A 22,218-nucleotide genomic window follows, 5' to 3' on the forward strand; every position below is an offset into this window, starting at 1 on the left:
TAATATGAGTAAAAAGCATCATTACGAATCTGGAAAGTTTTATTGGGCATTTTTATTGCCACAATATTGGGGAATATGGATTGCAATTGTATTTTTGATGTTGCTTGCCATTTTACCTTGGGCAATCCAACATCGTTTGGCAACACGCTTAGGTAATCTTGCTTTTAAGCATTTGAAATCACGCCGTAAAACCACTGTTCGTAATCTTGAAGTGTGCTTTCCAGAATGGACAGCCGAACAAGTTCAGGAAAATGCTCGTCTTGTCTTTGTCGATATGATGCTTGGTGTATTTGAAACTTTAAATGCATGGTATTCACCACAATGGTTTAAAGATCGAGTGAGCATTGAAGGCTTGCAACACATCGAAAATGCTCAAGCAGAGGGTAAAGGCGTTTTGCTTTTAGGCACACATAGTACCCTACTGGATGCGGGGGGATATTTATGTGCACAATACTTTGAACCTGATGTGGTTTATCGTCCACAAAATAATCCTTTATTGGATATGCTGATTTATCGTTGTCGTGCAACAATCTATAAAGCACAGATTGATCATGATGATATGCGTGGTCTGATTCGTCATCTTAAAGAAGGCGATGCGATTTGGTATAGTCCAGACCAAGATTTTGGTTTAAAACAAGGTGTCATGGTGCCTTTTTTTGGTATCCCTGCGGCAACCGTAACAGCACATCGTCGTCTATTAAAAATTTCGAAAGCAGTGGCAATTCCGCTCTATTTTTATCGCCATGGTAGTATTAAAAATCCACAATATCGTGTGTTAATCGAACCTGTGGTGGAGAATTTACCGAGTGCAGATGAACTTGATGATGCAATTCGAGTCAATAAAATTATTGAAAATCAATTACGCATTGCACCTACTCAATATATGTGGTTTCACCGTCGCTTTAAAACTCGCCCTGAAGGTTATGAAAAAATTTATTAAGATTTTTCAATATCTTCAATGTGAATTATTTTTCCTATCTTATCAATAGCACCACTAAAAGGAAAACGTATGAAAATAATGCAACTTCTTCCAGAGCTCAATAGTGGTGGTGTTGAGCGTGGTACTTTAGAAATCGCTAGAGCCTTAGTTGCCGATGGTCATGAGTCATTGGTAGTTTCAAATGGTGGACGTTTAGTTCCCGAACTTGAAGCAGAAGGCACAATTCACTTAACCCTACCCATTCATAAAAAAGCATTGTCGAGTCTATGGCAAATTCGCCCATTACGAAAACTGATTGAACAACATCAACCTGATATTGTGCATGTTCGTTCTCGTGTACCTGCATGGTTAACTCATTTTGCGCTTAAAGGCATTGCTGTAGAAAAACGTCCGCATTTGATCAGTACTGTACATGGTTTTTATTCGATTAATCGTTACAGTGCCATCATGACCCAAGCAGAAAAGGTCATTGCCGTATCCAACAGTGTAGTCAAATATATTAAAGACAATTATAAAAACTGCCCGCCTGAGGACATTGTACGGATTTATCGTGGGATTGATCCCACTGCTTTTCCACATGGTTATCAACCACCTGCGCAGTGGTTTCAACACACTTTTCAAGATTTCCCACAATTAGAAAATAAGTTTTTGATTTGTCTACCGGGGCGTATTACTCGCCTAAAAGGACATGAAACGCTGATTGAATTAATGGAAAATTTACACGATCAATATCCTCATCTACATGCCATTGTCGTCGGTGGCGCAGACCCGAAAAAAGCAGCTTATTTAGATGAGTTAGAAAATACCATTAAAAGCAAAAATCTAACTGATCACATAACCTTTGTGGGCCATCGTTCAGACATTCGTGAATGGTTGGCATTCTCAGATATAGTGTTGTCTTTGTCGAACCAAGCAGAAACTTTTGGACGTACAGCTTTAGAAGCACTGTCAGTCGGGACACCTGTGATTGGGTGGGATCGAGGCGGTGTGGCTGAAATTTTGGCAAATGTCTATCCGCAAGGCAAAATTAGTGTTGATGATAAAAATGCGCTTTTGAATGCTGTGAAATTACACATTGATCAGCCGCAACAGGTTGCGCCTGTGACGCAATTTAGTCTAAAAGATATGTGTGATCAAACGATTCAACTGTATCAACAGGTTTTAAACAAATAACCTTGATAATTCATTATTCTATTTAAAATTATTAGCATAAAAAATGCCTTTCATGGATAGAAAGGCATTTTGAACGTCACTCAAAATATAAAGTGATTATAAAACCTCATCGCCTGCAACTTCGATTTTTCCGTTTTCAATTTCTTGTAAAAATTGTGCATAATCGGCAGCATTACGTTCAGCATATTTAAAAGCATATTCTTGCAAAACTTTGACACTTTGCTTACCTTCACCCAGATATCCCAATACCACATCTGCATTACCTGCTTTGGCATGCGCATGTGCCAAAGCCAAACCACAACTGTCCGCATATTCATATAAATAAACATCATCCATATCTTCAAGGTCAACCGAGATTTTCATATCACGCAACTGACGTACATAGAACTGCTGATGTTCTTTGCTATATGAGGCAAAACCTAAGAAAATATCATTTGCAGCTTGCATCAACTGCTGCCCTGAAATTACCCGCTCCCCCTCATGCTTGATTTTTTCAGGAAATAATGGCGTTAAAATTGAAGGATTGGCTTCTTTCATCTGCAAAATCAAAGGTTCACGGTCTGCATCTTCAAATAATGCAATCGCTGCACGCGTACCTACACTCCCCACCCCTACAACTTTTAAAGCCACATCTGTACAACGATAACGGTCAAACAAGACTTGGCGATCTGATTTAAGCGAGTCTCGATAACGTCTAAAAAACTCTTTAGAATTTTTGGCAAATACTTCCCCTTCTTCAGGATGGCGCAGTAAAGGGGGTTCATCAATAAAACAGCGATGCCCTGTTTCAGCATCATAATCAGTAAGTTTAGGTAATACCGATGCAGATGTACGGCGATGTGCTGAAGCCAAATGCTTTTCACGTTTTTTTCTAATTTTCTGATCTTCAGTATGCTGCAAAAGCACCGCAGCATCAATTTTTTCATACCATGTTTGTAATGGTGACAATGTTCTAAAATGCTGTAAATGCTGGCGATAGGCATTTATCATTACTTCTATCGCTTTTAAGCCAACACGATCTCCTAACTCGATTTCACGTGCAGCAATAATAAAACTGGTTGCAAGACGTTTTAAATCCCATTCAAAAGGAGCGACTAAGGTTTCATCAAAATCATTGATACCAAATAGTAGATTCCGCTCAGGACTGGCAAAGCCACCAAAGTTAAGTAAATGACAATCCCCACAAATCTGTTGCATCAAACCTGAATGACTTTTTTCCCATGCGAGATCATATAACATCAGTGAAGGCATGCCACGAAAATAAGCAAATGGGGAAATACTCATGCGTTTGGCACGAACAGGTTTTAAAAGATCAACACGACCTTGATTACTCCAATGATAGACGGTGAGTGCATCTATGCCTTTTGGACGTTCAGACAACTGACTCAGTTCTGAACGTGGTGTAATTTTGCGTTGTGCTTTTCCCAACTCAAAACCTTGATGTTGATCAAGCAACTTGCCGTGATATTGGTGGGTTGTGAGCTCTAAACTGTATTCAGTCCAAAGTTGTTTGGGTAATTCTAAAAATTTTTTCTTTTGCATCACAAGAAATTTCTAATTTATTTTGATGCAAAATCATAGCACTCACGCAGCAAATCAGATATTCCATTTCATCTTATTTTTTCAAAAAATGAAAATAGCATTACATGCAGAATCAGTTAAATTGACAATATAAAAAATAAGACCAATTTTTTAAAGTCACTTAATAAAAAACTATTTTTGAAATTTCCATACAAATAATGCTATCACGTTAGGCGACAGGGATGTCGCCGTTGGGCAAAGGTATCATGGATGTACCTCTTGACCAACAAAGGATTTTTGTCCCTTTTGATCCTTCAAAAGGGTAGTATCTCCAACACAAATTAATCTAAGTTTTCAATAAAATATGAGGCTAGGCAAACTTAAAAGTGAATATTAACTTATTTTCTTAGAATGATATGAATTTTTAAGTCATTGAAATTTTGATAAATACATCGCAGTTGATTATTTGTTAGACTTTCAAATAAGCATAACCCGAGTTCTGCTTCCTGCAAAACTCGGGTATATGAGGTTGTGCTTTCAAGGGGTATTCTTATTATTGTGTTTGGTGATCCATTCCAACATCATTTCCATGATGATTTTCCATCGGCTTCGTCTTCCTTAATGGGACTTTTCCTTTCCCTACTCCATGTACCGATAGCGCTATAATAAAACCAACGCTGCTACTTGCCTATCCGCTAAGCACCTAAATTGACGTAAGCTTATGCTTACAAAAATGTCAAACATCAAGATAACTTAGTTCTCTATTTATAATCTTGCGCGATTTCATCTGTAACAATTTTTTCTTCTCGTTCCGCTTTTTCAATCCCCTCTTGAATCGCCTCCTGTGCTTCGTCTTCATCTGCATCTGTTTGTTCTAATTCTTCTTGAATATTTTCAAATACTCGCCCCGTTTGTAAAGTGACATAGACTGGAAAATGGTCAGAACCCACATGCGGTAAACGTTGCATTTGCACTAAGGCAAAGTCTGTACTATGAAAAATATGATCCAGTGACCATCTAAGTAACTTATAATCGGCATGGAAAGTGTTGACATATTTTCGACCTACACGAGGGTCCAGTAAACCACTAATGCGCTGAAATAAACGTGTAGTCCTAGACCAAGCAACATCATTCAGATCCCCCATCACGATGCAGCTTTCATCCAAATCTTTAATCTGATCCCCCACAATCAACAACTCTGCATCACGTAAAACTGAATCTTTGGCTTCAGTCGGGCTGGGTGGCTTGGGATGTAAACAATATAACTGAACAGGTTGTCCAGAACGCAAAATCACTGTGGTATGGATGGATGGAATTTCATCACTTAAAATAAATTTAACTTCAACATCCTTTAGCTCGAGTTTACTGTACAAATGCATACCATATAAATTATCTAAAGGTACAGGCACACGATATGGATAATCTTTTTCGATAACAGATAATTCATTTTGCCAAGTTTGGTCTGTTTCTAAGGTCAATACAATATCTGGCTGATGCTTTTGAATTTGTTCAATCAGTAAATGATATTGATCATTTGGCGTTAAGACATTGGAAACAATCAAAGAAATTTGACGATCAGGATCAAGTTGCTCCTTACGCACGTGTGCAACTTGCTTTTTCCAAATAAACGTATAAGGCAAGACCATTTTTAATTGATATGCCAATGCAGCAATCAATAAAAATAGGATTACTTCTCTTTTTAAATCCCATTCTCCCTGCCAAAATATCAACAAGAAAAATGCAATTATGCCCAATACTAAAATTTGCAGGCGTGGAAAATCTGCTCCTCGAAACCACCATTCATCACGTGGAATCAACGACCAGAAGCTTAGCCAAATCACCAGACCTGCTAGAATTTCAATCCAAATCATCATTCAAACTCTTATATTCTTAATTTTTTATCGATTCATAAATTTATATCAGTTTTGCATGTAACATAAACAAGATATATTGCACAATATTGTTGGTGTTTTGATTGTGTAGCTATTGCAGTTACACCGCCTTTTGATACACTCGAATCCCCCTATTAATTTTTTTACGCACCGAGGCGAAGTGACATGAAAGTAGGTCTGGTCGGTTGGCGCGGGATGGTTGGTTCCGTCCTTATGCAACGTATGGTTGAAGAGAATGATTTTGCTCATTTTGAGCCATTCTATTTCTCTACCAGTAATGCAGGTGGTGAAGCCCCTGCTTTTGGTGGTAAGACTGCCCCAGCACTTATGGATGCATCAGACATTAACAGTCTGAAGCAAATGGATGTCATTATTACCTGCCAAGGTGGCGATTATACTTCTGAAGTTTTTCCAAAACTCAAAGCTGAAAATTGGAATGGCTACTGGATCGATGCTGCATCTACTTTGCGTATGGATGATGAGGCAATCATCGTACTTGACCCAGTGAACCTCAATGTGATTAAAGATGGTTTAGCCAAAGGGACAAAAACTTTTGTTGGCGGTAACTGTACCGTTTCATTGATGTTGATGAGCATGGGTTCATTATTCCAAGCCAATTTGGTGGAATGGATGACTGCCATGACCTATCAAGCTGCATCTGGTGCAGGCGCACAAAACATGCGTGAATTGATCAATGGTATGGGATATTTATATAACAATACCAAAGATTTATTGGATGATCCTCGCTCTCCGATTTTAGATATTGATTCTAAAATTGCTGAATTACAACGTGGTGAAGGTTTCCCATCAAGTAACTTTGGTGTGCCGTTAGCAGGTTCATTGATTCCTTATATCGACAAACAACTTGAAAGTGGTCAGTCGAAAGAGGAATGGAAAGGTCAAGTTGAAACCAACAAAATCTTGGGCAATGCGCAAATTGTTCCTATCGATGGGCACTGTGTGCGTATTGGTGCGATGCGTTGTCATTCACAAGCATTAACCTTGAAATTGAAAAAAGATGTCCCGCTTGATGAAATCGAAGATATGATTCGTCAGTCAAATCAATGGGCAAAAGTAGTTCCAAATACCCGTGAAGCATCAATGACAGATTTAACACCTGTCGCAGTCACAGGTACTTTGACTGTTCCAGTAGGACGTTTACGTAAACTGAATATGGGTAAAGAGTATCTTGGTGCATTCACTGTCGGTGACCAATTGCTTTGGGGTGCAGCAGAACCTTTACGTCGTATGTTACGCATCCTAATTGAGTATAAAAATGCTTAATTTTTGAAAAAATTAGTTAAATAATCGAAAGCCGAACTATAAAGTTCGGCTTTTTTATGTAACTATACTGTTAAAAATCTATTTGGGGATATAACTAAGCAAACTTATGCTTGGTTAACTGACGACAATTTCATTAGAGCAATGAAAGCGATGACCGTATATAACAAACTAAAAATTGCCATATTAGCTATTATTGCATCACAATCTGTATCTGCAATTCAACTTGATCCGATTCAAATTCAATCTGGCTCAGGAGATTTGCTCTATGCAGAGATGAAATTTAGCAACTCCAATCCAAATGAAAAAATTGATGTCAATCTGGCGACAGCGGAAGATATGATCAATGTTCGTGCATCCCAGCAAGCGCCAGGGCATTTGAACTTTTTTACTCGTCGTTCAGGCGATGGTAGTGGCGTAATCGTCATCACTTCAACTCGCCCAATTATTGAACCTGAATTAAATATTCTTTTAAAAATTCAAGAAGGTAATGCAACCTACATTCAGCAGGTTAGAGCCAATTTAACGCGTACAAAATCTCCTGCTACGCCTATGGCGATGCCAACTAATGAAAAATCATTAATACCTCAAGTCATTGTTAGCGAAAAAGATATTGCTTTAAATTTACCAGAAAGTACATTAATTAAAGCTACTGTAACAGAGAATACTGCTACAAAAGCTAATGCAGTAACGACAGCACCAACTAGCACCCCACTTGCAATTTCAACAGCACCCTTACCGTTGCTCAATACAGCAATTGCTGCAACAACTAATGCACAGCCCTCAACCACTATTCAAAATGCACCAATAACAGCAAAAGAAAATACAGCTTCACCATCTACTCAAGTTACTCGAACAGCAAATACAAATCATGCCCGTGAAGATGCCGATGCAACACGTGCCGCATTTTTAAAGCAACATTCTGCTATAACACCTAAAGCAGAAATAGCTCAACCAAAACCAGAACAAAAAATTCAACAAACTACAGCACAAAATCAAAATCAAAATCAAAATCAACAAAATTCAAATGCAACGCAGCAAGCAAAAGTAACGGCAACATCAAAAGAGATATATAAAGTTCAAGCCAATGAATCTTTATGGAAAATTGCCAGTAAAATTGCAGCTAGAACGCATCAAAGTGTTCCTGAGGTGATGCGCCAACTACAAGCCAATAACCCTGAAGCCTTTATTCAAGGTGACCCAAACCGACTGCGTCAAGGTGTTGCCTTAAATCTGGTACAACCAATGCCGAATACACAACAAAAGTTTAAACCAGCTCCACCAACTACACAGCAAGCTCCATCTGGTAAAACAAGATATCGGTTAAATCAGGCAGAAATGAGTATTGTTGTAGATCAAAAATCATCACAAGACTCATCGACCACGCACACAAATAGCTTACAAAAGACAACTTCAGCAGAATTATCTACAAAAGTTATGACAGCACGCGAAAAAACAGTTAAATTACAAAATAACGTGACGCAACTGAATTCAGCTCTAAATCAAAAGAACAATCGTATTCAATTGCTCAATGCTCGACTTGCTCAGATTCAGCAACAACTGCAACAGCAAGCTCAAGCAAAAAAACCTAAGTAATTCACGTATTTTTTTAAATTAAGGTTCATTGGATGCAATGAAGGGGTAGAAAAGATGTTGTTGTATATCATTCCTTTTGTTTTATTGTTAGTGGTTGCTATCGTTCTCAAAAAACGAGAAGCAAGTCAACAAGACACTCATGACAATAAAGCCAATAAAAAAGTTAGCAACAAAAAATCAGCAAAAAAAAATGTCGCTAAAACTGCCCGTACTAGTCAACGTCAACAAACACAAACGGTTGAAGAGCCTGTTGCAATTCAAGAAACCGTAGTAGAAGTCAATAAAGACTTAAAGCAAAAAATTGAAACGTTGATCAAAGAAAAAAATTATTCTGCAGCTGAAGCACAGATTAACCTTGCACTTAATCAAGATAATCGTCAGCATGGTTTATATTTATCTTTACTTGATATTCATTTAGCACAAAAAGATGAGTTTGCAGTTAATCAATTATTGCAATATTTACGCAGTCTTGGTTTACACGATATTGTGCAGCAAGCTGAAGAAAGACAAACAAGCTTATCCGAAAAAACAATTGAAGTTCTTGAATTCGACACTGAAACATCAGTAACAACTCAAAGCATCCCACCTGTTGAAAAGAAAGTTGTTTCAGCTGATGCTTTTGACTCTTTAATCAACCCTGAGCAACAAGCCAAAAGTAAAGCGCATAGTTTTGATTTATTGCAAGATGAATATAGCTCAACAACAAAAACTGAAACTCCAGAAAATTTAAAAACAACAGATCCAGTTCCACCACGCGCTGATTTAGAGTTTACGTCAAATACTTCAATTGAAAAAACCGCTGCTCCAGTGCAAGAAACATCTACTGCAGAACCAACAGTTTTAGAGTTCGATTTAGCTGAACCCAAACAACAACCTGAAACAACACAAGCTCGTGAAGCTTTGGATTTTAGTTTTGGTTTAGATACAACAGCACCCACCAGTCCAACAGCGCAAGAGAATGTCAGCTCAACACAGCTAGATAACACTGCTCCGCTTGAGTTCAGTTTTGATGCTGTAGCACCAGTAACTGAACCAGTAGTAGAAGAACCTCAAACAACGGAAACGCTGACTGAATTTAAACTTGACTTTGAAGTACCAGTGACTCCTACTGCGCCAGAGCCATCAATTTCAGAACCGAGTACAACAGCACCTTCTCTTGACTTTAAATTAGACAGTCCTGCTCTAGATCCTCAACCAAGTTTTAGTTTTGACCTGAGTGAACCACAGACTCAAGACTTAGCGTTTGAGAGTCAAACCGATACGCCTATTGTTTCTGAATCAACATCTGCTGATCCTTTAGCACAAGCATTTCCAGTATTATTAGCGACCAATGACATTACGCTAAACTTAGATCTTGCAGAGCAATATATTGAACTTGGTGCTTATGATGCAGCACGTCAGCTTTTAGCACAAAATCAAGAAAGCTATTCAGTAGAGCAAAAACAACATTCTGAAAATTTACTCAATCGCATAGCTTCTTAAATTTTTTCCTTTTAAGATAAAAGCAGTCATTCTTGGCTGCTTTTTTATGGTGAACCAAAAAATTATGATCAAAAAAATTGCATTAATTTATACAGGTGGAACTTTTGGTTGTATTGGCGAGCCTTTAAGTCCCATGCCTGAAAATGAGTTTATTCCTCAACTCAAACATGTATTACCTGCCCATCTACACATCGAATGTTTTAAAGCGCATGAAATTTTAGACAGTAGTGCATGTACTGCTCAAGACTGGCTCAAACTTGTACAGCAAATTCAAAGTTTACAGCAACAGGCTTTTCAATATTTTGTAGTGATTCATGGTACAGACACTTTAAGTTATGCTGCTGCGGTCTTATCACGCTTTTTAGCAAACTCTTGTCACCTGATACTTACAGGGAGTCAATATCCGCTTCTTACTGTGCAAGGTGATAATACCCGTGAATTTACCGATGCGATTGATAACCTCAACACAGCACTCGACAATGTCACAAAAGTTTCAGCTGGTGTGTATTTGGCATTTTATCATCAGGTTTTTCATGCAAATAGCGTTTTAAAAGTACACAGTACCGCCTTAGATGCTTTTTGTGGCAAGAAAGTACAATTAGATGACGTGGATCCCTTAAACACTAAAAATGCAGCTTATTCTGTTACTATTGCTGATATTGAAAAAGCAGCACAACTAAATATTCTCAATTGGATGATCTTACCGATTGAACAGCAACAATTGGAAAATAATCTCAGCGTACTATTACAAAAACCACCCCACTTTCTCATTTTACAAGCTTATGGCGTTGGAAATTTATCAGTAAATCAGAATATTATTGAATATTTTAAAAACTTAAAAGAACACGGTTGTAGCATAGTGTTAAGCACACAAGTTCCTTTCGGCGGTTTGGATCAACGTTATGCAGTTAGCCAATGGATTCAATCTGCCAATATTTTACTCAGTGATGCACACAGCCAAGCTGATCTTTATGCCAAAATCTTAAAAATTTATTTACAATACCCAAGCTCAGCACAATGGCATGAGCATTGGTACGATCATTTAGACAGTCAACCTGAATAGGGGTAATTATGCAACGCTTTGCAATTGGGATTGAGTTTTGTGGCATTCGATATAAAGGTTGGCAAACTCAACAGGCTGGCGTACGCAGTATTCAGGAAACCATAGAAAAAGTACTTAGCACCATTGCTGACGAACCCATCATTTTGCATGGTGCAGGACGTACCGATGCAGGTGTCCATGCAACCAATATGGTGGCGCATTTTGATACCCACGCCATACGCCCCATGCGTGGCTGGCTGATGGGTGCAAATAGCCAACTGCCCAAAGACATTTCCATCCAATGGATCAAAGAAATGGATCAAGACTTTCATGCGCGCTTTAAAGCCAAAGCACGCCGTTATCGCTATGTCGTGTATCAATCCCCAAGCCGCCCTGCTCTACTCTATAAACAAGTTACACATGCATTTTATCCACTCGATGTGGATAAAATGATTGAAGCTGCCAAAAAATTTGAAGGCACGCATAATTTTGAAAGTTTCCGTGCGGCAGCCTGTCAATCCAACCAGCCTGTTCGTCATGTGAAACATTGTCGTTTAATCCGACATGGCAATTACTTAGTGCTTGATATTCAAGCAGATGGATTTTTACATCACATGGTACGAAACATCATGGGCTGTTTATTGGAAATTGGGCAAGGGATGTATGAAATTGAGCATATTGATACAATATTTGCTGCAAAAGACCGTAAAGCTGCGGGTATTACTGCGCCACCAGATGGCTTATATTTTATTCACGCCGATTATCCTGAACAATTTGAATTACCTAAAATGCCTTTAGGGCCACATTGGCTCAATATGCCTGAGTAATGCTCAACCGATTCATCATCTGCTTTTCCACTACTCGTTTATAGGTTTTAGAGAATAAAAGCTTAATATACTTTTATTCTCCTTACCAAAATTTCCACCACTTTCTATGCCTTACTATCGGCTCACTTGTTTTTTTAAAATCATTTTCATCGTCTTCAATACGATGTGGTGGCGCAAGTTTTTCTTGTATTTCTGCTAGACTTTGATCTAGCCATAACTCATACCAATCTAAAAAACTTAATTTTTCAATATTTCCCAATTCTTGTGAAGGATAAATCCCACCATCATTAGCACGATCATCCGTCCAAATATAACCATACTCAGCACCATTCACAACCAAGTTTAAACTCACCCCACAACCATAATTACAGATAGCAATACAACCATCCATTTGATGTGCATGAAATGCATAATATTGTCGTTCATTATCTTCGTCATCTTCATCACAAGTCGCTATAAATAACGCATTGCATGCGTTTTGATGCGGAAAAGGCAAATTTGGATGAAGCAATAATTGCGGATTTGGATAGTCTAAATCTACAAATAATGCATGCTCAAAAGGTTCTAAACCTAGAAATGGACCTGCGCCACCATTGCCGATATGCGTAAAAAATGCCACATAATCTTTAGGCAAAGTCACCTGATAGTCTTGTTCAAAAGCCTGAATCACGTCAATAGACAAAGGAGAATTGAGTTGGTATTGATGCTGTTGCGCACCAAACACTTGTAAATGGATATCTAAATTTTTTAGTTGTTCAAGCTTAGCTGTTATTCTTTGCAATTGCTGATTCATTTTTTATCCTTTGTTATTTTCAAATCCTATTTACAATAAAAAAGCCTCGCATGCTGACATCCGAAGCTTTTAAAGATTGACTCTAATATTAAACTCAACGTTGCTTACGCTTTCTATATTCCACAGGCGTTTCATTGGTCCAACGCTTAAACGCACGATAGAAGGTACTTGGTTCAGAAAAACCTGTCAGATATACAATACGTTCCACACTCTCATTGGTATTTGCTAGAAGTTTTTTCGCTAAACGGCAACGATAATCTGAAAGAATTTGCTGAAAGCTGGTATTTGCCTCAGACAACTGCGTGCGTAAACGACGTGGGGTAATATGTAGCTGCGCTGCCACCGTTTCTAAAGTCGTTTCACCACTTTCTAAGGTTGAACCAATAGCACGACGCACTTCACCGACTAGATCGTAGCGTGCTAACTCTTGTAGTTTTTCAATCGCAAGCTGTTCATGTAACTGTAGCAACTCAGGCTCAGCTTGCCACAGCGGATAATCTAAAATCGTCGCATCAAAATATAAGCGTGTTTCTTTTTGCCCTAAACTCACAGGACATTCATACACCCTTAAATATTCATCATCCGATGCGCCTTCATTAAAGTTAAAATCAATGTAAATTGGCTCAAAACGCCCTTCTGTAATAAATTTAAAGAAACGTAAAATGCCCGAAATCGCACATTCAGAAAAATGACGGTTCACAATGCTATCTGCAAACGGTTGCTCACCATTGGTTAAATAACAACGTCCATCACTTTCAACCACCAATTTGGCATGAAAAGCATCACTAATCAGGCGTTGATAGGCCAATGCACGTTTTAAACCCTCACCAAAATTTTCACTTGAAATAAACAAGTGTTCAATCACTTGACCACGATAGAGTGGTAAGTGTTCACCAAGATGTAATCCAATGTCTGGATCCTTACTCACCTCTTCAGCGGCAATCCAAAAAGCATATTGCGCACTTAAAGGGGTACGGGCATTTTGATCAATTTGATTTAATGCTACACCCGCTTTAGATAATAGTTCTTCAGTTGGCAATCCCGCACGACGAATCGCTTGATAGCCTAATCGCAAAACAACCGAAGCATCAGTTAGCTGACTCACGCAGTGCCCTTCCTTGTATCTTATTCAATTTATACTTAAATCATGTGATTTAGATTACAGTCGATTGACCAAACTGACAACATGTATAAGCAACTTTTTGTTGAAAAAATTTATTTCTTTGTTTGACTATTTTGCCTAAATTTGCTCCGCAAGCCACTTGCATTGACTTGTTTTTTTCTAAAATTTTGCCTATAATTTGCGCCTTTCCAATTTGATCATCAGGTAGGCTATGGCCAATAAAGAGGAACTTATCGAGTTCGAAGGCGTTGTCACCGAAACGCTTCCTAATACTATGTTCCGTGTACGTTTAGAAAACGGTCACGAAGTGATTGCTCACATTTCTGGTAAAATGCGTAAACATTATATTCGTATCTTAACAGGCGACAGTGTGAAAGTCGAAATGACACCTTACGACTTAACTAAAGGTCGTATCACATATCGTGCACGCTAAGTTTTAGCAAGCAAAAAGCCACCTCTGTGGCTTTTTTCATGTGCTATTTTAACTTAATTTAGCGCACTGCTTTTACAACCCACAGTATCACATTCACGAATACGCTCTCTTAACCAAGCGTTGCGTTCTTGTGTCTGTTCTAAATTACAATTTACAAAAACCGTACGCTCTGCCTCGTCAGAACATTGTGCATCACGTTGTTTAATCCACGAGACTTGTGAACGCTTCAAAATTGTTTTCTGATTTGTTGTGAGTTTAGTTCGAAGAAGTTGATAGTTTTTATTGAGTTCAGCATCTGCACTCGCATAAATTTTGTTACTACAATAAATATCATCATAAGCATTACGCGCATTATCACAATTATCTGCAAATGCAAAACTTGATACCAACATTACGCTTAACGCTGCCCATATCTTTTTCATCTTTGTATCCTTTTTATCCTATTTCACTTTTTTGTTCTTAACGACCAATTATCTGACTTAGCAATCAAACAACATTTAGTTATAGAAATATTTACTACACTCTACATGAATGTCAATACAAATAATGTGCCGAAAACATGGAGTATAAAATGCAAAAAATTATATTATTATCAAGCGTTGCTGTTATTTCTTTTGGGCTACTTGGCTGTCAAACTGATCTCAATCGTCCTTATGATTTGAATGCGTATTTACATGATTTTCTCGGCCAATCTAGCCAAAGTATTCAAGACAACTTAAATTTCAAAAAATTAGGCTATCAGAGTAGCGCACCACAGGTCAGTGAGGATCAATTGATTTATACTGTTTATCGACCTTTAAATATTCCTATTCCACAAGCTAATCTTGGTCAAGGCACAGTACGGGCTGGTGCGAGTAGTTATGATATTAATTTTCAATGCAAAATTATTTTTGAATTAACTCAAGGGATCGCAAAAGCCGTGAATTATTCAGGGCGAGCGTGTTGAAACCATCTAACTTGCACAAAAAACGCAGCCTAAGCTGCGTTTAACATCATTAGATTTTCTACATTAAGATTAAGCAAGCGCAGCAACCACTGCATCACCCATTTCAGTCGTACCCACTTTGGTCATACCTTCAGACATAATATCGCCTGTGCGTAAGCCTTGATCCAAGACTTTACCCACTGCATCTTCAATTGCTTTGGCAGCAGTTTCCTCACGGAAAGTGTAACGAAGCATCATTGCCACAGAAAGAATAGTCGCAAGCGGATTCGCAATGTTTTGACCTGCGATGTCTGGTGCTGAACCATGACATGGCTCATACATGCCTTTGCCATTTTCATCCAAAGATGCTGATGGCAACATACCAATTGAACCTGTCAACATTGCCGCTTCATCAGACAAGATGTCACCGAACAAGTTACCTGTCACGATCACATCAAATTGTTTTGGTGCACGAACCAATTGCATTGCAGCATTGTCGACATACATGTGTGAAAGGTTGATATTTGGATATTGCTGTTCTTTCAATGCTGTGACTGTTTGCTTCCAAAGTTCAGTCACTTCTAATACATTCGCTTTGTCGACTGAACACACCTTACCACCACGTAAACTTGCCATTTCAAAAGCAACTTTGGCGATACGTTTAATCTCAGACTCAGCATACACATCGGTGTTATAACCTTGCTTTTCGCCATTTTCAAGCTCACGAATCCCACGTGGTTGACCGAAGTAAATACCGCCTGTAAGTTCACGTACAATCAGAATGTCTAAACCTGAAACCACTTCTGGTTTTAAGCTCGAAGCATCTGCAAGTTGTGGGTAAAGAATCGCAGGGCGTAAGTTTGCAAATAAATTCAATTCACTACGAATTTTTAATAAGCCACGCTCTGGACGAATTGAACGTTCAATATTGTCCCATTTCGGACCGCCTACCGCACCAAGTAAAATCGCATCTGCTTTTTTTGCTTGTTCAGCCGTCACCGCTGGATAAGGTTCGCCATGCGCATCAATCGCTGAACCACCAAGTAAACCGTGTTCCCAAGACAAACCTAAATTAAATTTTTCATTGACATTGCTTAATACTTTTTCTGCTGCAGCAACAATTTCAGGACCGATCCCATCACCTGCCAAGATCAAAATTTGTTTAGACATTTGTATTTCCATTTTCATGATTGACAGTGATACTGTCAGCTAAGTTTAAATTTTTTGCTCAATATATTCGCTTAAACCCGTTTCTGCATTATAAGGTCGACAGAAACGACGAATGGTTTGTTCTGCTTGCAGCATATCCACACATAAAGGTGATGGTGCTGAAACATTCAACAAGCTACCTGCATTTTCAGAGCGCTTTCGATACATTTTAAAGGTGTAGTTTTGATGCGCTTTAAAATGGTGAATCACATGAAAAACTTCAGCATGTTGTTGAGAAATAGGATAAAAACGAATCACCAACTCATATTGATTTGCAGGCACTGATAGAAATAGCGTACGATTTTTCGGGTCTTGATTTGAAAGTTTCAAATAACCTTTTTCAATCGCAGCAGAATCAACACGATGGGTATTTTCATCTATTAACGTGATGTTATTCAGTCGACCAAACTCACAACTCTCTGCACCAGTACAATAAATACTGACGGTATTAAGAGGATCATGATATTTTTTTTCCGCTTTTTTAACACGTGAAACGTCTGACATTTGACACGCACTCAATAGAATACTGAATACGCCAATCACGATGCGATAATCAAAGACCTTAATCATTATTTTGGTCCAACCCTGTCACCTAAAACATACATTTTTTTATGCTTCACATGTTATCAAGAGTTGAACCTTCACGCTATATATTATGCAATTAAGCATGTATTTCAGCAAAAACCCAAGGACGAGAAGCTTTGGTTTTTTCTTCATAGGCTTTGATGTCATCCGCTGCCTGTAAAGTTAGACCAATATCATCCAAACCATTTAACAAACAGTGTTTACGGAATGGATCAACTTCAAATTTGAAAGCTTCACCACTTGGTGTGCAAACCTCTTGCGCTTCTAAATCAATCGTTAACTGATAGCCTTCAGTTGCAAAACATTCTTTAAACAACTGATCAACGATTTCTTCAGATAAAATCACAGGTAACATGCCATTTTTAAAGCTGTTATTAAAGAAAATATCAGCATAACTTGGTGCAATCACGGTACGGAAGCCATACTCTTCCAATGCCCAAGGTGCATGTTCACGACTTGAACCACAACCAAAGTTGGCACGTGAAATCAAAATTGAAGCACCTTGATAACGTGGTTGATTTAATGAAAAATCAGGGTTTTTAGGACGTTTTGAGTTATCTTGACCTAAAAAACCTTCATCTAAATAACGTAATTCATCAAATAAGTTTTCGCCAAAACCAGTACGTTTGATTGATTTCAAAAACTGCTTTGGAATGATCAAATCTGTATCGACATTGGCACGATCTAATGGTGCAACGATACCTTGTTCAACGGTATATTTTTTCATGTTGTTTGCTCCTATTAGAATGAACGTACATCAACAAAGTGACCTGCGATTGCCGCTGCAGCCGCCATTGCTGGACTCACTAAATGCGTACGACCACCATTGCCCTGACGACCTTCGAAGTTACGGTTGGACGTCGATGCACAGTGCTCACCCGGTTGTAATTTATCTGCGTTCATTGCTAAGCACATTGAACAACCCGGCTCACGCCACTCAAAACCGGCTTCGATCAGGATTTTATCCAAGCCTTCTGCTTCTGCTTGTGCTTTGACCAAACCAGAACCTGGAACCACCATCGCTTGTTTAATGCTCGTCGCTACTTTTTTGCCTTTCGCCACTTCAGCCGCTGCACGAATATCTTCAATACGAGAATTGGTGCAAGAACCGATAAACACACGGTCTAATTGAATATCAGCCAATGACTGACCACCATTTAAACCCATGTAGTTATATGCACGTGTCCAGTCATTGCGCTGTACCTCATCTTTGGCTTGTTCTAAAGTTGGAACTGCTTGAGATACTGGAATCACCATTTCAGGTGAAGTACCCCAAGATACTTGCGGCTCAATCTCTTCACCTTGTAACATGACAACTGTATCGAAATGTGCGTCCTCATCAGAATGCAAAGTATTCCAATAGGCTACCGCAGCATCCCATTGTTCACCTTTTGGTGCATAAGGACGATCTTTCACATATTCAATGGTTTTCTCATCAACAGCCACCATACCTACTCGTGCGCCGCCTTCGATTGCCATATTACATACGGTCATACGACCTTCAATCGACATATCACGGAACACTTGACCACCGAATTCAATCGCATGACCTGTACCGCCCGCAGTACCGATTTTACCGATAATCGCCAATACTACATCTTTTGGTGTAACGCCTTGACCTAATTTACCATCAACACGTACCAACATATTTTTCATTTTCTTTTGAACTAAGCATTGGGTTGCCAATACATGTTCAACTTCAGAAGTCCCAATCCCGTGTGCCAAGCAACCGAAAGCACCATGTGTTGCTGTATGTGAGTCACCACAAACAACTGTCATACCTGGTAAGGTTAAACCTTGTTCAGGACCAACGACATGTGCAATCCCTTGACGTACATCATTAATGTCAAACTGCACCACATTAAAGGTTTTACAGTTGTCATCTAAGGTTTGTACTTGGATACGTGAAGTATCATCTTCGATCCCTGCAATACCTTCCGAACGTTCTTTGGTTGAAGTTGGTACGTTATGGTCAGGGGTTGCTACGTTTGCACTTAAACGCCAAGGTTTACGTCCAGCCAATTGCAAGCCTTCAAACGCTTGCGGAGAAGTTACTTCATGCAATAAGTGACGGTCAATATAAAGAAGTGCTGAACCATCATCTCGTTGTTTTACTAAGTGGTCATCCCACAATTTATCATACAATGTTTTTGCTTTTTGGTTTTCGCCTGCCATGTCGAGGTGCTCCACTGGACTGGGTAATTCTTTCATTAACTTCGATTATAACCACGTTTTTACATAAATCTAATTTATCATTTTTATTAATTTAAAAACTTTTAGGAATCTATATTAAAATAATAAAAACACTTCATTGAACTTATCTTTTGACCAAATTTAAGTCTATAACAAATTCTTGCATTCTATACCAATGCTGACTTTGACTCGCTTGACTTAAACTAATTTGCTGCATTAATGGCATCTTAAATAACTGATGCTTGATCAGAAAGTTTTTCCACCGTCCTCGAAGTTGTCGGAACAGCACCCAACTAAAAGCAATTACAACGAGAACACTAAAACTAGCGATTAAAGCGCCCACAATTCCAAAACTTTTCAAAAGCAATAGGATAGAAAGCAATGAAATAATCCACATCCAGTTTGGTACTTTTTGATTTGGATCTACATATAAATAACTTGAATGAAGTTCAGGCATTAGATGTAAAATTTGCTGATGTTGTAAAGCATATACTTGATAATACTGACTATTTTCCAATCGCTTTAAAACAACCTCGACTTCATCCTCTTCTGTAAAAACCAATTGTGTAAAATGCCCAACACATGAATATTGATCGATTTGGGCAGAAAAACAGGTCGCATCAAAGTTTTGAGGACCATAAATCACAGGACGTCGATAGTTCCACCAATTTATTTCTTTATGATCTCCATATTCAAGTGACTTTATAACACCTTGTATTTGTATGAATTTAGAGTTGTTATCCTGCATATATTTCTCAGTTATCGCTTTTTATTTACAAAACCAATGGTCGTCAATCAAAAAATCTCTTTTACAACACAAATGATAATGATTATTATTTAAAAAATTAAAACATTTTAGTGGTGATTCTCATGGCTCGTATTCAAAACTTCGTTAATACCAATCAGCGTATTTTCAAAAAAACTTTAAGCTACTACATCATGCACATTACTGTTGCAATGTTGGTTGGCTATGTGGTCACTGGTAATTTATGGATGGCTATCACCTTAAGTTTACTCGAACCTACTGTACAAGCATTTGCATTCTTCTTCCATGAAAAAATCTGGAATAAAAAAGACCAAGCTGCACTAAATGCACAAAAAGCTACAGTAATGGATGCTTAATTTCTAAAATCAAATGCTGTGGTACTTAATCACCACCTCCGCCACAGCTACTACAACTACTACACGAAGAATCTGAACTCGAATCACCATCGGAGTTCACATCATGACCTGAATGAGAATGACTCACATCGCTGGATGAGCCTGAACATGAAGATGAACATGCGGTTGTAGACGAACATGCGCTATTTTGTTCTATAAGTGAAGTATTTGAACTGACATGAAGTAATTGTGCGTACATCGCAAGCAATAAGGGTAATTTAAAATAAATACCATTTTCCCATTTTACCTGTGCATCGATCTGAAATAAACGAGGCAAAGTTTGCGTATTTTTTGGATCTAAATGATGGATCTGGCATGCAGCATGCCACGTATTCATCAATTGTTGCTGTTGTTGTGCTTTTTGTAGCGCTGTCGGATTTTGATCGTGCGGTTTATGCTTTAAGAGATAACCCAAAGAGCTTTGACATAATTGTCGATAAAAATATGGATACTCTTCCAACAATAAATGCCACAATGCATCGACTGCATGTGAAGGCATCGCATAGGAGTTTTTCGACCACAGATGTAGAGCGAGATAATCTTTAAAGCCCTCAGCAATGATCTGTTGTGAAGACAAACTTACTTGTGGATGACGCTGATAAAATGCTTGCCAAATATCATTGGGAATTTGCATTTCAACCAAGTGTTTTAATTTCTGACGATGCCGCATTCGAGCCAATGTCCAAAAAAACACAAAAATGATGCTAAAGATCAGTGGAAAATACAGATTAAAATAATAGAGAAATAAGCCCCCGAATAGCAGAATAATAAAACCCAAAAGAAAAAACCGTTTCCACGAGCATTTGAATGTATTGCGATTTATTTGATTAAAATCATGGATAGCGCGATGTTGTATAATGTGCAATAGCTTTAACCTTTTATTTATTTTTATAACTTCACTATAAAAGTAAATCCTATATTTTGTATAGCAAAAACGTGTATATAAATTTTTCTAGATATCTGTCCTGCTTTAAATAATTTTCAAAATTTGTAATTTTTTAAGAATTGCTTTGATTAATTCTAAAAATTTCTGAATAATGAATTACGTATAAAAATTCTTTATGGATGGGAAATATCATGAATCTTGCTGCTTTTGAAGCCTTTGTTAAAGTTATGGAAACTGGTTCAATTTCTATGGCAGCAGAACAACTGTTTATTACCCAACCTGCTGTCACCAAACGAATACATAGCCTTGAAGATTATTTTGGTGTCAAACTTTTTGAGTCCGCAGGGCGTGGGGTTCAAGCGACACATGCGGCACATTCGTTATTACCCAAAGTTAAAAATTGGTTAAATGAGTTGGGTGATATTCACCACACGCTCAGCCATGAACAAGGGCAAGTGCAAGGTAAACTGAAAATTGGTACAAGTCATCATATCGGCTTGCATCATTTACCTGTACACCTCAAAAAATATGTCCAAGATTTTCCAAATGTCACCTTAGATGTGCATTTTGTCGACTCAGAACAAGCGCACGAACAAGTACTTGCAGGTGATTTAGAGCTAGCATTTTTGACTTTACCACCACAAGGGGATGAGCGTTTAAAATACGTCAAAATCTGGGATGATCCTTTGGCATTTGTGGTTGCGCCTTTTCATCCTTTGGCACACAAAGAAAACCTTACCATTGAAGATTTAATCGAATATTCGAGCCTGATTCCTGCATCCCAAACCTATACCAGTCAAATCACTTTGGCTGAGTTTGAGAAAAAAGGTTTAAAACCTAAAATAACTATGAGTAACAATACTTTAGAAGCGATTCGTATGTTGGTTTCAATTGGTTTAGGTTGGTCAGTTTTGCCTAAGACATTATTAAATAATGATTTAAAACAATTAGATATAAATGTAAATATGTATCGCCAATTAGGAATGGTCTGGCATCCTGCACGTAGTCAATCACGTGCTGTTTTAGAACTTATTGAAATGATGAAATAAATTATTAAGTGATTTAAGATTTTAAAATAAAACCAGAAAACCATATTTCAGAAATCATCCAAGTCAAACTAAACTTGGAAGAACTCCGTATCTGAAATATGGAATTC

The 22,218-nt window shown here is 38.1% G+C and carries 22 protein-coding genes; 11 read left to right on the forward strand and 11 right to left on the reverse strand.

Annotation, left to right across the window (positions count from 1 at the left end; genetic code table 11):
- Positions 1 to 4: 4 nt before the first annotated feature.
- Together HUS24_RS08375 and HUS24_RS08380 are read left to right on the forward strand one after the other, a co-directional pair.
- Positions 5 to 940, forward strand: a complete 936-nt coding sequence (locus HUS24_RS08375; RefSeq protein WP_173911629.1) for a lauroyl acyltransferase — start codon at positions 5 to 7, stop codon at positions 938 to 940.
- 69 nt (positions 941 to 1,009) lie between these two features.
- Complete coding sequence (locus tag HUS24_RS08380) at positions 1,010 to 2,113, forward strand: glycosyltransferase family 4 protein (RefSeq protein WP_173911630.1); 1,104 nt, start codon at positions 1,010 to 1,012, stop codon at positions 2,111 to 2,113.
- 96 nt (positions 2,114 to 2,209) lie between these two features.
- Here HUS24_RS08380 and HUS24_RS08385 read toward each other — a convergent pair whose 3' ends face one another.
- Both HUS24_RS08385 and HUS24_RS08390 read right to left on the reverse strand, forming a co-directional pair.
- Positions 2,210 to 3,655 (reverse strand): DUF2252 domain-containing protein, encoded by a 1,446-nt coding sequence (locus tag HUS24_RS08385; RefSeq protein ID WP_173911631.1) that lies wholly within the window; start codon positions 3,653 to 3,655, stop codon positions 2,210 to 2,212.
- 740 nt (positions 3,656 to 4,395) lie between these two features.
- Entirely contained in the window at positions 4,396 to 5,505 is a 1,110-nt protein-coding gene (locus HUS24_RS08390; protein ID WP_173912520.1) for an endonuclease/exonuclease/phosphatase family protein, read from the reverse strand.
- A gap of 186 nt (positions 5,506 to 5,691) precedes the next feature.
- Between HUS24_RS08390 and asd the strand changes: the two genes are divergently transcribed.
- From asd to truA, 5 genes are all read left to right on the forward strand, one after another.
- Positions 5,692 to 6,810 (forward strand): aspartate-semialdehyde dehydrogenase, encoded by a 1,119-nt coding sequence (gene asd / locus HUS24_RS08395; RefSeq protein WP_173911632.1) that lies wholly within the window; start codon positions 5,692 to 5,694, stop codon positions 6,808 to 6,810.
- Between the two features lie 150 nt (positions 6,811 to 6,960).
- Positions 6,961 to 8,403 carry a FimV family protein gene (locus tag HUS24_RS08400; RefSeq protein WP_173911633.1) on the forward strand — a complete coding sequence of 481 codons (1,443 nt, stop codon included), beginning with the start codon at positions 6,961 to 6,963 and terminating at the stop codon, positions 8,401 to 8,403.
- Between the two features lie 54 nt (positions 8,404 to 8,457).
- Positions 8,458 to 9,885 carry a hypothetical protein gene (locus HUS24_RS08405; protein ID WP_173911634.1) on the forward strand — a complete coding sequence of 476 codons (1,428 nt, stop codon included), beginning with the start codon at positions 8,458 to 8,460 and terminating at the stop codon, positions 9,883 to 9,885.
- Positions 9,886 to 9,952: 67 nt separating this feature from the next.
- The gene (locus HUS24_RS08410) at positions 9,953 to 10,948 is read left to right on the forward strand and encodes an asparaginase domain-containing protein (RefSeq protein WP_254433865.1); all 996 of its coding nucleotides are present in this window, start codon (positions 9,953 to 9,955) and stop codon (positions 10,946 to 10,948) included.
- A gap of 8 nt (positions 10,949 to 10,956) precedes the next feature.
- Positions 10,957 to 11,754, forward strand: a complete 798-nt coding sequence (truA, locus tag HUS24_RS08415) for a tRNA pseudouridine(38-40) synthase TruA (protein WP_173911636.1) — start codon at positions 10,957 to 10,959, stop codon at positions 11,752 to 11,754.
- 82 nt (positions 11,755 to 11,836) lie between these two features.
- On the opposite strand, the gene HUS24_RS08420 is transcribed toward truA, so the two are convergent.
- Complete coding sequence (locus HUS24_RS08420) at positions 11,837 to 12,547, reverse strand: SMI1/KNR4 family protein (protein ID WP_173911637.1); 711 nt, start codon at positions 12,545 to 12,547, stop codon at positions 11,837 to 11,839.
- A 94-nt stretch (positions 12,548 to 12,641) separates the two neighbouring features.
- A complete protein-coding gene (locus HUS24_RS08425; protein ID WP_173911638.1) occupies positions 12,642 to 13,652 on the reverse strand; it encodes an AraC family transcriptional regulator in 1,011 nt (336 codons plus the stop codon).
- A gap of 229 nt (positions 13,653 to 13,881) precedes the next feature.
- On the opposite strand from HUS24_RS08425, the gene infA reads away from it, so the two are divergent.
- Complete coding sequence (infA, locus tag HUS24_RS08430) at positions 13,882 to 14,103, forward strand: translation initiation factor IF-1 (protein WP_001284370.1); 222 nt, start codon at positions 13,882 to 13,884, stop codon at positions 14,101 to 14,103.
- A gap of 53 nt (positions 14,104 to 14,156) precedes the next feature.
- Here the strand turns inward: infA and HUS24_RS08435 are convergent, their stop codons facing one another.
- A complete protein-coding gene (locus HUS24_RS08435; RefSeq protein ID WP_173911639.1) occupies positions 14,157 to 14,525 on the reverse strand; it encodes a lysozyme inhibitor LprI family protein in 369 nt (122 codons plus the stop codon).
- Positions 14,526 to 14,674: 149 nt separating this feature from the next.
- On the opposite strand from HUS24_RS08435, the gene HUS24_RS08440 reads away from it, so the two are divergent.
- Positions 14,675 to 15,049, forward strand: a complete 375-nt coding sequence (locus HUS24_RS08440) for a hypothetical protein (RefSeq protein ID WP_254433831.1) — start codon at positions 14,675 to 14,677, stop codon at positions 15,047 to 15,049.
- 69 nt (positions 15,050 to 15,118) lie between these two features.
- Here the strand turns inward: HUS24_RS08440 and leuB are convergent, their stop codons facing one another.
- From leuB to HUS24_RS08465, 5 genes are all read right to left on the reverse strand, one after another.
- Positions 15,119 to 16,198 (reverse strand): 3-isopropylmalate dehydrogenase, encoded by a 1,080-nt coding sequence (leuB, locus tag HUS24_RS08445; protein WP_173911640.1) that lies wholly within the window; start codon positions 16,196 to 16,198, stop codon positions 15,119 to 15,121.
- A gap of 45 nt (positions 16,199 to 16,243) precedes the next feature.
- Positions 16,244 to 16,807, reverse strand: coding sequence for a hypothetical protein (locus tag HUS24_RS08450; RefSeq protein ID WP_173911641.1), 564 nt, complete (start codon positions 16,805 to 16,807; stop codon positions 16,244 to 16,246).
- Between the two features lie 91 nt (positions 16,808 to 16,898).
- Positions 16,899 to 17,549, reverse strand: a complete 651-nt coding sequence (leuD, locus tag HUS24_RS08455) for a 3-isopropylmalate dehydratase small subunit (protein WP_173911642.1) — start codon at positions 17,547 to 17,549, stop codon at positions 16,899 to 16,901.
- A 14-nt stretch (positions 17,550 to 17,563) separates the two neighbouring features.
- Positions 17,564 to 18,997: a 3-isopropylmalate dehydratase large subunit gene (gene leuC / locus HUS24_RS08460; protein WP_173911643.1), complete on the reverse strand. Its 1,434-nt coding sequence runs from the start codon at positions 18,995 to 18,997 to the stop codon at positions 17,564 to 17,566.
- Positions 18,998 to 19,139: 142 nt separating this feature from the next.
- Positions 19,140 to 19,763: a hypothetical protein gene (locus HUS24_RS08465; protein WP_173911644.1), complete on the reverse strand. Its 624-nt coding sequence runs from the start codon at positions 19,761 to 19,763 to the stop codon at positions 19,140 to 19,142.
- A 116-nt stretch (positions 19,764 to 19,879) separates the two neighbouring features.
- On the opposite strand from HUS24_RS08465, the gene HUS24_RS08470 reads away from it, so the two are divergent.
- Positions 19,880 to 20,137, forward strand: coding sequence for a DUF2061 domain-containing protein (locus HUS24_RS08470; RefSeq protein ID WP_217424358.1), 258 nt, complete (start codon positions 19,880 to 19,882; stop codon positions 20,135 to 20,137).
- 25 nt (positions 20,138 to 20,162) lie between these two features.
- On the opposite strand, the gene HUS24_RS08475 is transcribed toward HUS24_RS08470, so the two are convergent.
- Positions 20,163 to 20,846, reverse strand: coding sequence for a hypothetical protein (locus tag HUS24_RS08475; protein ID WP_254433832.1), 684 nt, complete (start codon positions 20,844 to 20,846; stop codon positions 20,163 to 20,165).
- Between the two features lie 407 nt (positions 20,847 to 21,253).
- Between HUS24_RS08475 and HUS24_RS08480 the strand changes: the two genes are divergently transcribed.
- Positions 21,254 to 22,111 (forward strand): LysR family transcriptional regulator, encoded by an 858-nt coding sequence (locus HUS24_RS08480; protein ID WP_173911646.1) that lies wholly within the window; start codon positions 21,254 to 21,256, stop codon positions 22,109 to 22,111.
- Positions 22,112 to 22,218 lie beyond the last annotated feature (107 nt).

Origin of the sequence: Acinetobacter sp. Marseille-Q1618 (genome assembly GCF_902809855.1) — a bacterium.
GTDB lineage: Bacteria > Pseudomonadota > Gammaproteobacteria > Pseudomonadales > Moraxellaceae > Acinetobacter.

Coding starts and splice junctions, on each gene's coding strand:
- HUS24_RS08450 (WP_173911641.1), bottom strand. CDS start 16,807: ATGATTAAGGTCTTTGATTATCGCATCGTGATTGGCGTATTCAGTATT.
- HUS24_RS08480 (WP_173911646.1), top strand. CDS start 21,254: ATGAATCTTGCTGCTTTTGAAGCCTTTGTTAAAGTTATGGAAACTGGT.
- HUS24_RS08385 (WP_173911631.1), bottom strand. CDS start 3,655: ATGCAAAAGAAAAAATTTTTAGAATTACCCAAACAACTTTGGACTGAA.
- HUS24_RS08375 (WP_173911629.1), top strand. CDS start 5: ATGAGTAAAAAGCATCATTACGAATCTGGAAAGTTTTATTGGGCATTT.
- leuC (WP_173911643.1), bottom strand. CDS start 18,997: ATGGCAGGCGAAAACCAAAAAGCAAAAACATTGTATGATAAATTGTGG.
- HUS24_RS08405 (WP_173911634.1), top strand. CDS start 8,458: ATGTTGTTGTATATCATTCCTTTTGTTTTATTGTTAGTGGTTGCTATC.
- HUS24_RS08380 (WP_173911630.1), top strand. CDS start 1,010: ATGAAAATAATGCAACTTCTTCCAGAGCTCAATAGTGGTGGTGTTGAG.
- HUS24_RS08420 (WP_173911637.1), bottom strand. CDS start 12,547: ATGAATCAGCAATTGCAAAGAATAACAGCTAAGCTTGAACAACTAAAA.
- leuD (WP_173911642.1), bottom strand. CDS start 17,549: ATGAAAAAATATACCGTTGAACAAGGTATCGTTGCACCATTAGATCGT.
- asd (WP_173911632.1), top strand. CDS start 5,692: ATGAAAGTAGGTCTGGTCGGTTGGCGCGGGATGGTTGGTTCCGTCCTT.
- leuB (WP_173911640.1), bottom strand. CDS start 16,198: ATGTCTAAACAAATTTTGATCTTGGCAGGTGATGGGATCGGTCCTGAA.
- HUS24_RS08465 (WP_173911644.1), bottom strand. CDS start 19,763: ATGCAGGATAACAACTCTAAATTCATACAAATACAAGGTGTTATAAAG.
- HUS24_RS08435 (WP_173911639.1), bottom strand. CDS start 14,525: ATGAAAAAGATATGGGCAGCGTTAAGCGTAATGTTGGTATCAAGTTTT.
- infA (WP_001284370.1), top strand. CDS start 13,882: ATGGCCAATAAAGAGGAACTTATCGAGTTCGAAGGCGTTGTCACCGAA.
- HUS24_RS08475 (WP_254433832.1), bottom strand. CDS start 20,846: ATGCGGCATCGTCAGAAATTAAAACACTTGGTTGAAATGCAAATTCCC.
- HUS24_RS08440 (WP_254433831.1), top strand. CDS start 14,675: ATGCAAAAAATTATATTATTATCAAGCGTTGCTGTTATTTCTTTTGGG.
- HUS24_RS08400 (WP_173911633.1), top strand. CDS start 6,961: ATGACCGTATATAACAAACTAAAAATTGCCATATTAGCTATTATTGCA.
- HUS24_RS08390 (WP_173912520.1), bottom strand. CDS start 5,505: ATGATTTGGATTGAAATTCTAGCAGGTCTGGTGATTTGGCTAAGCTTC.
- truA (WP_173911636.1), top strand. CDS start 10,957: ATGCAACGCTTTGCAATTGGGATTGAGTTTTGTGGCATTCGATATAAA.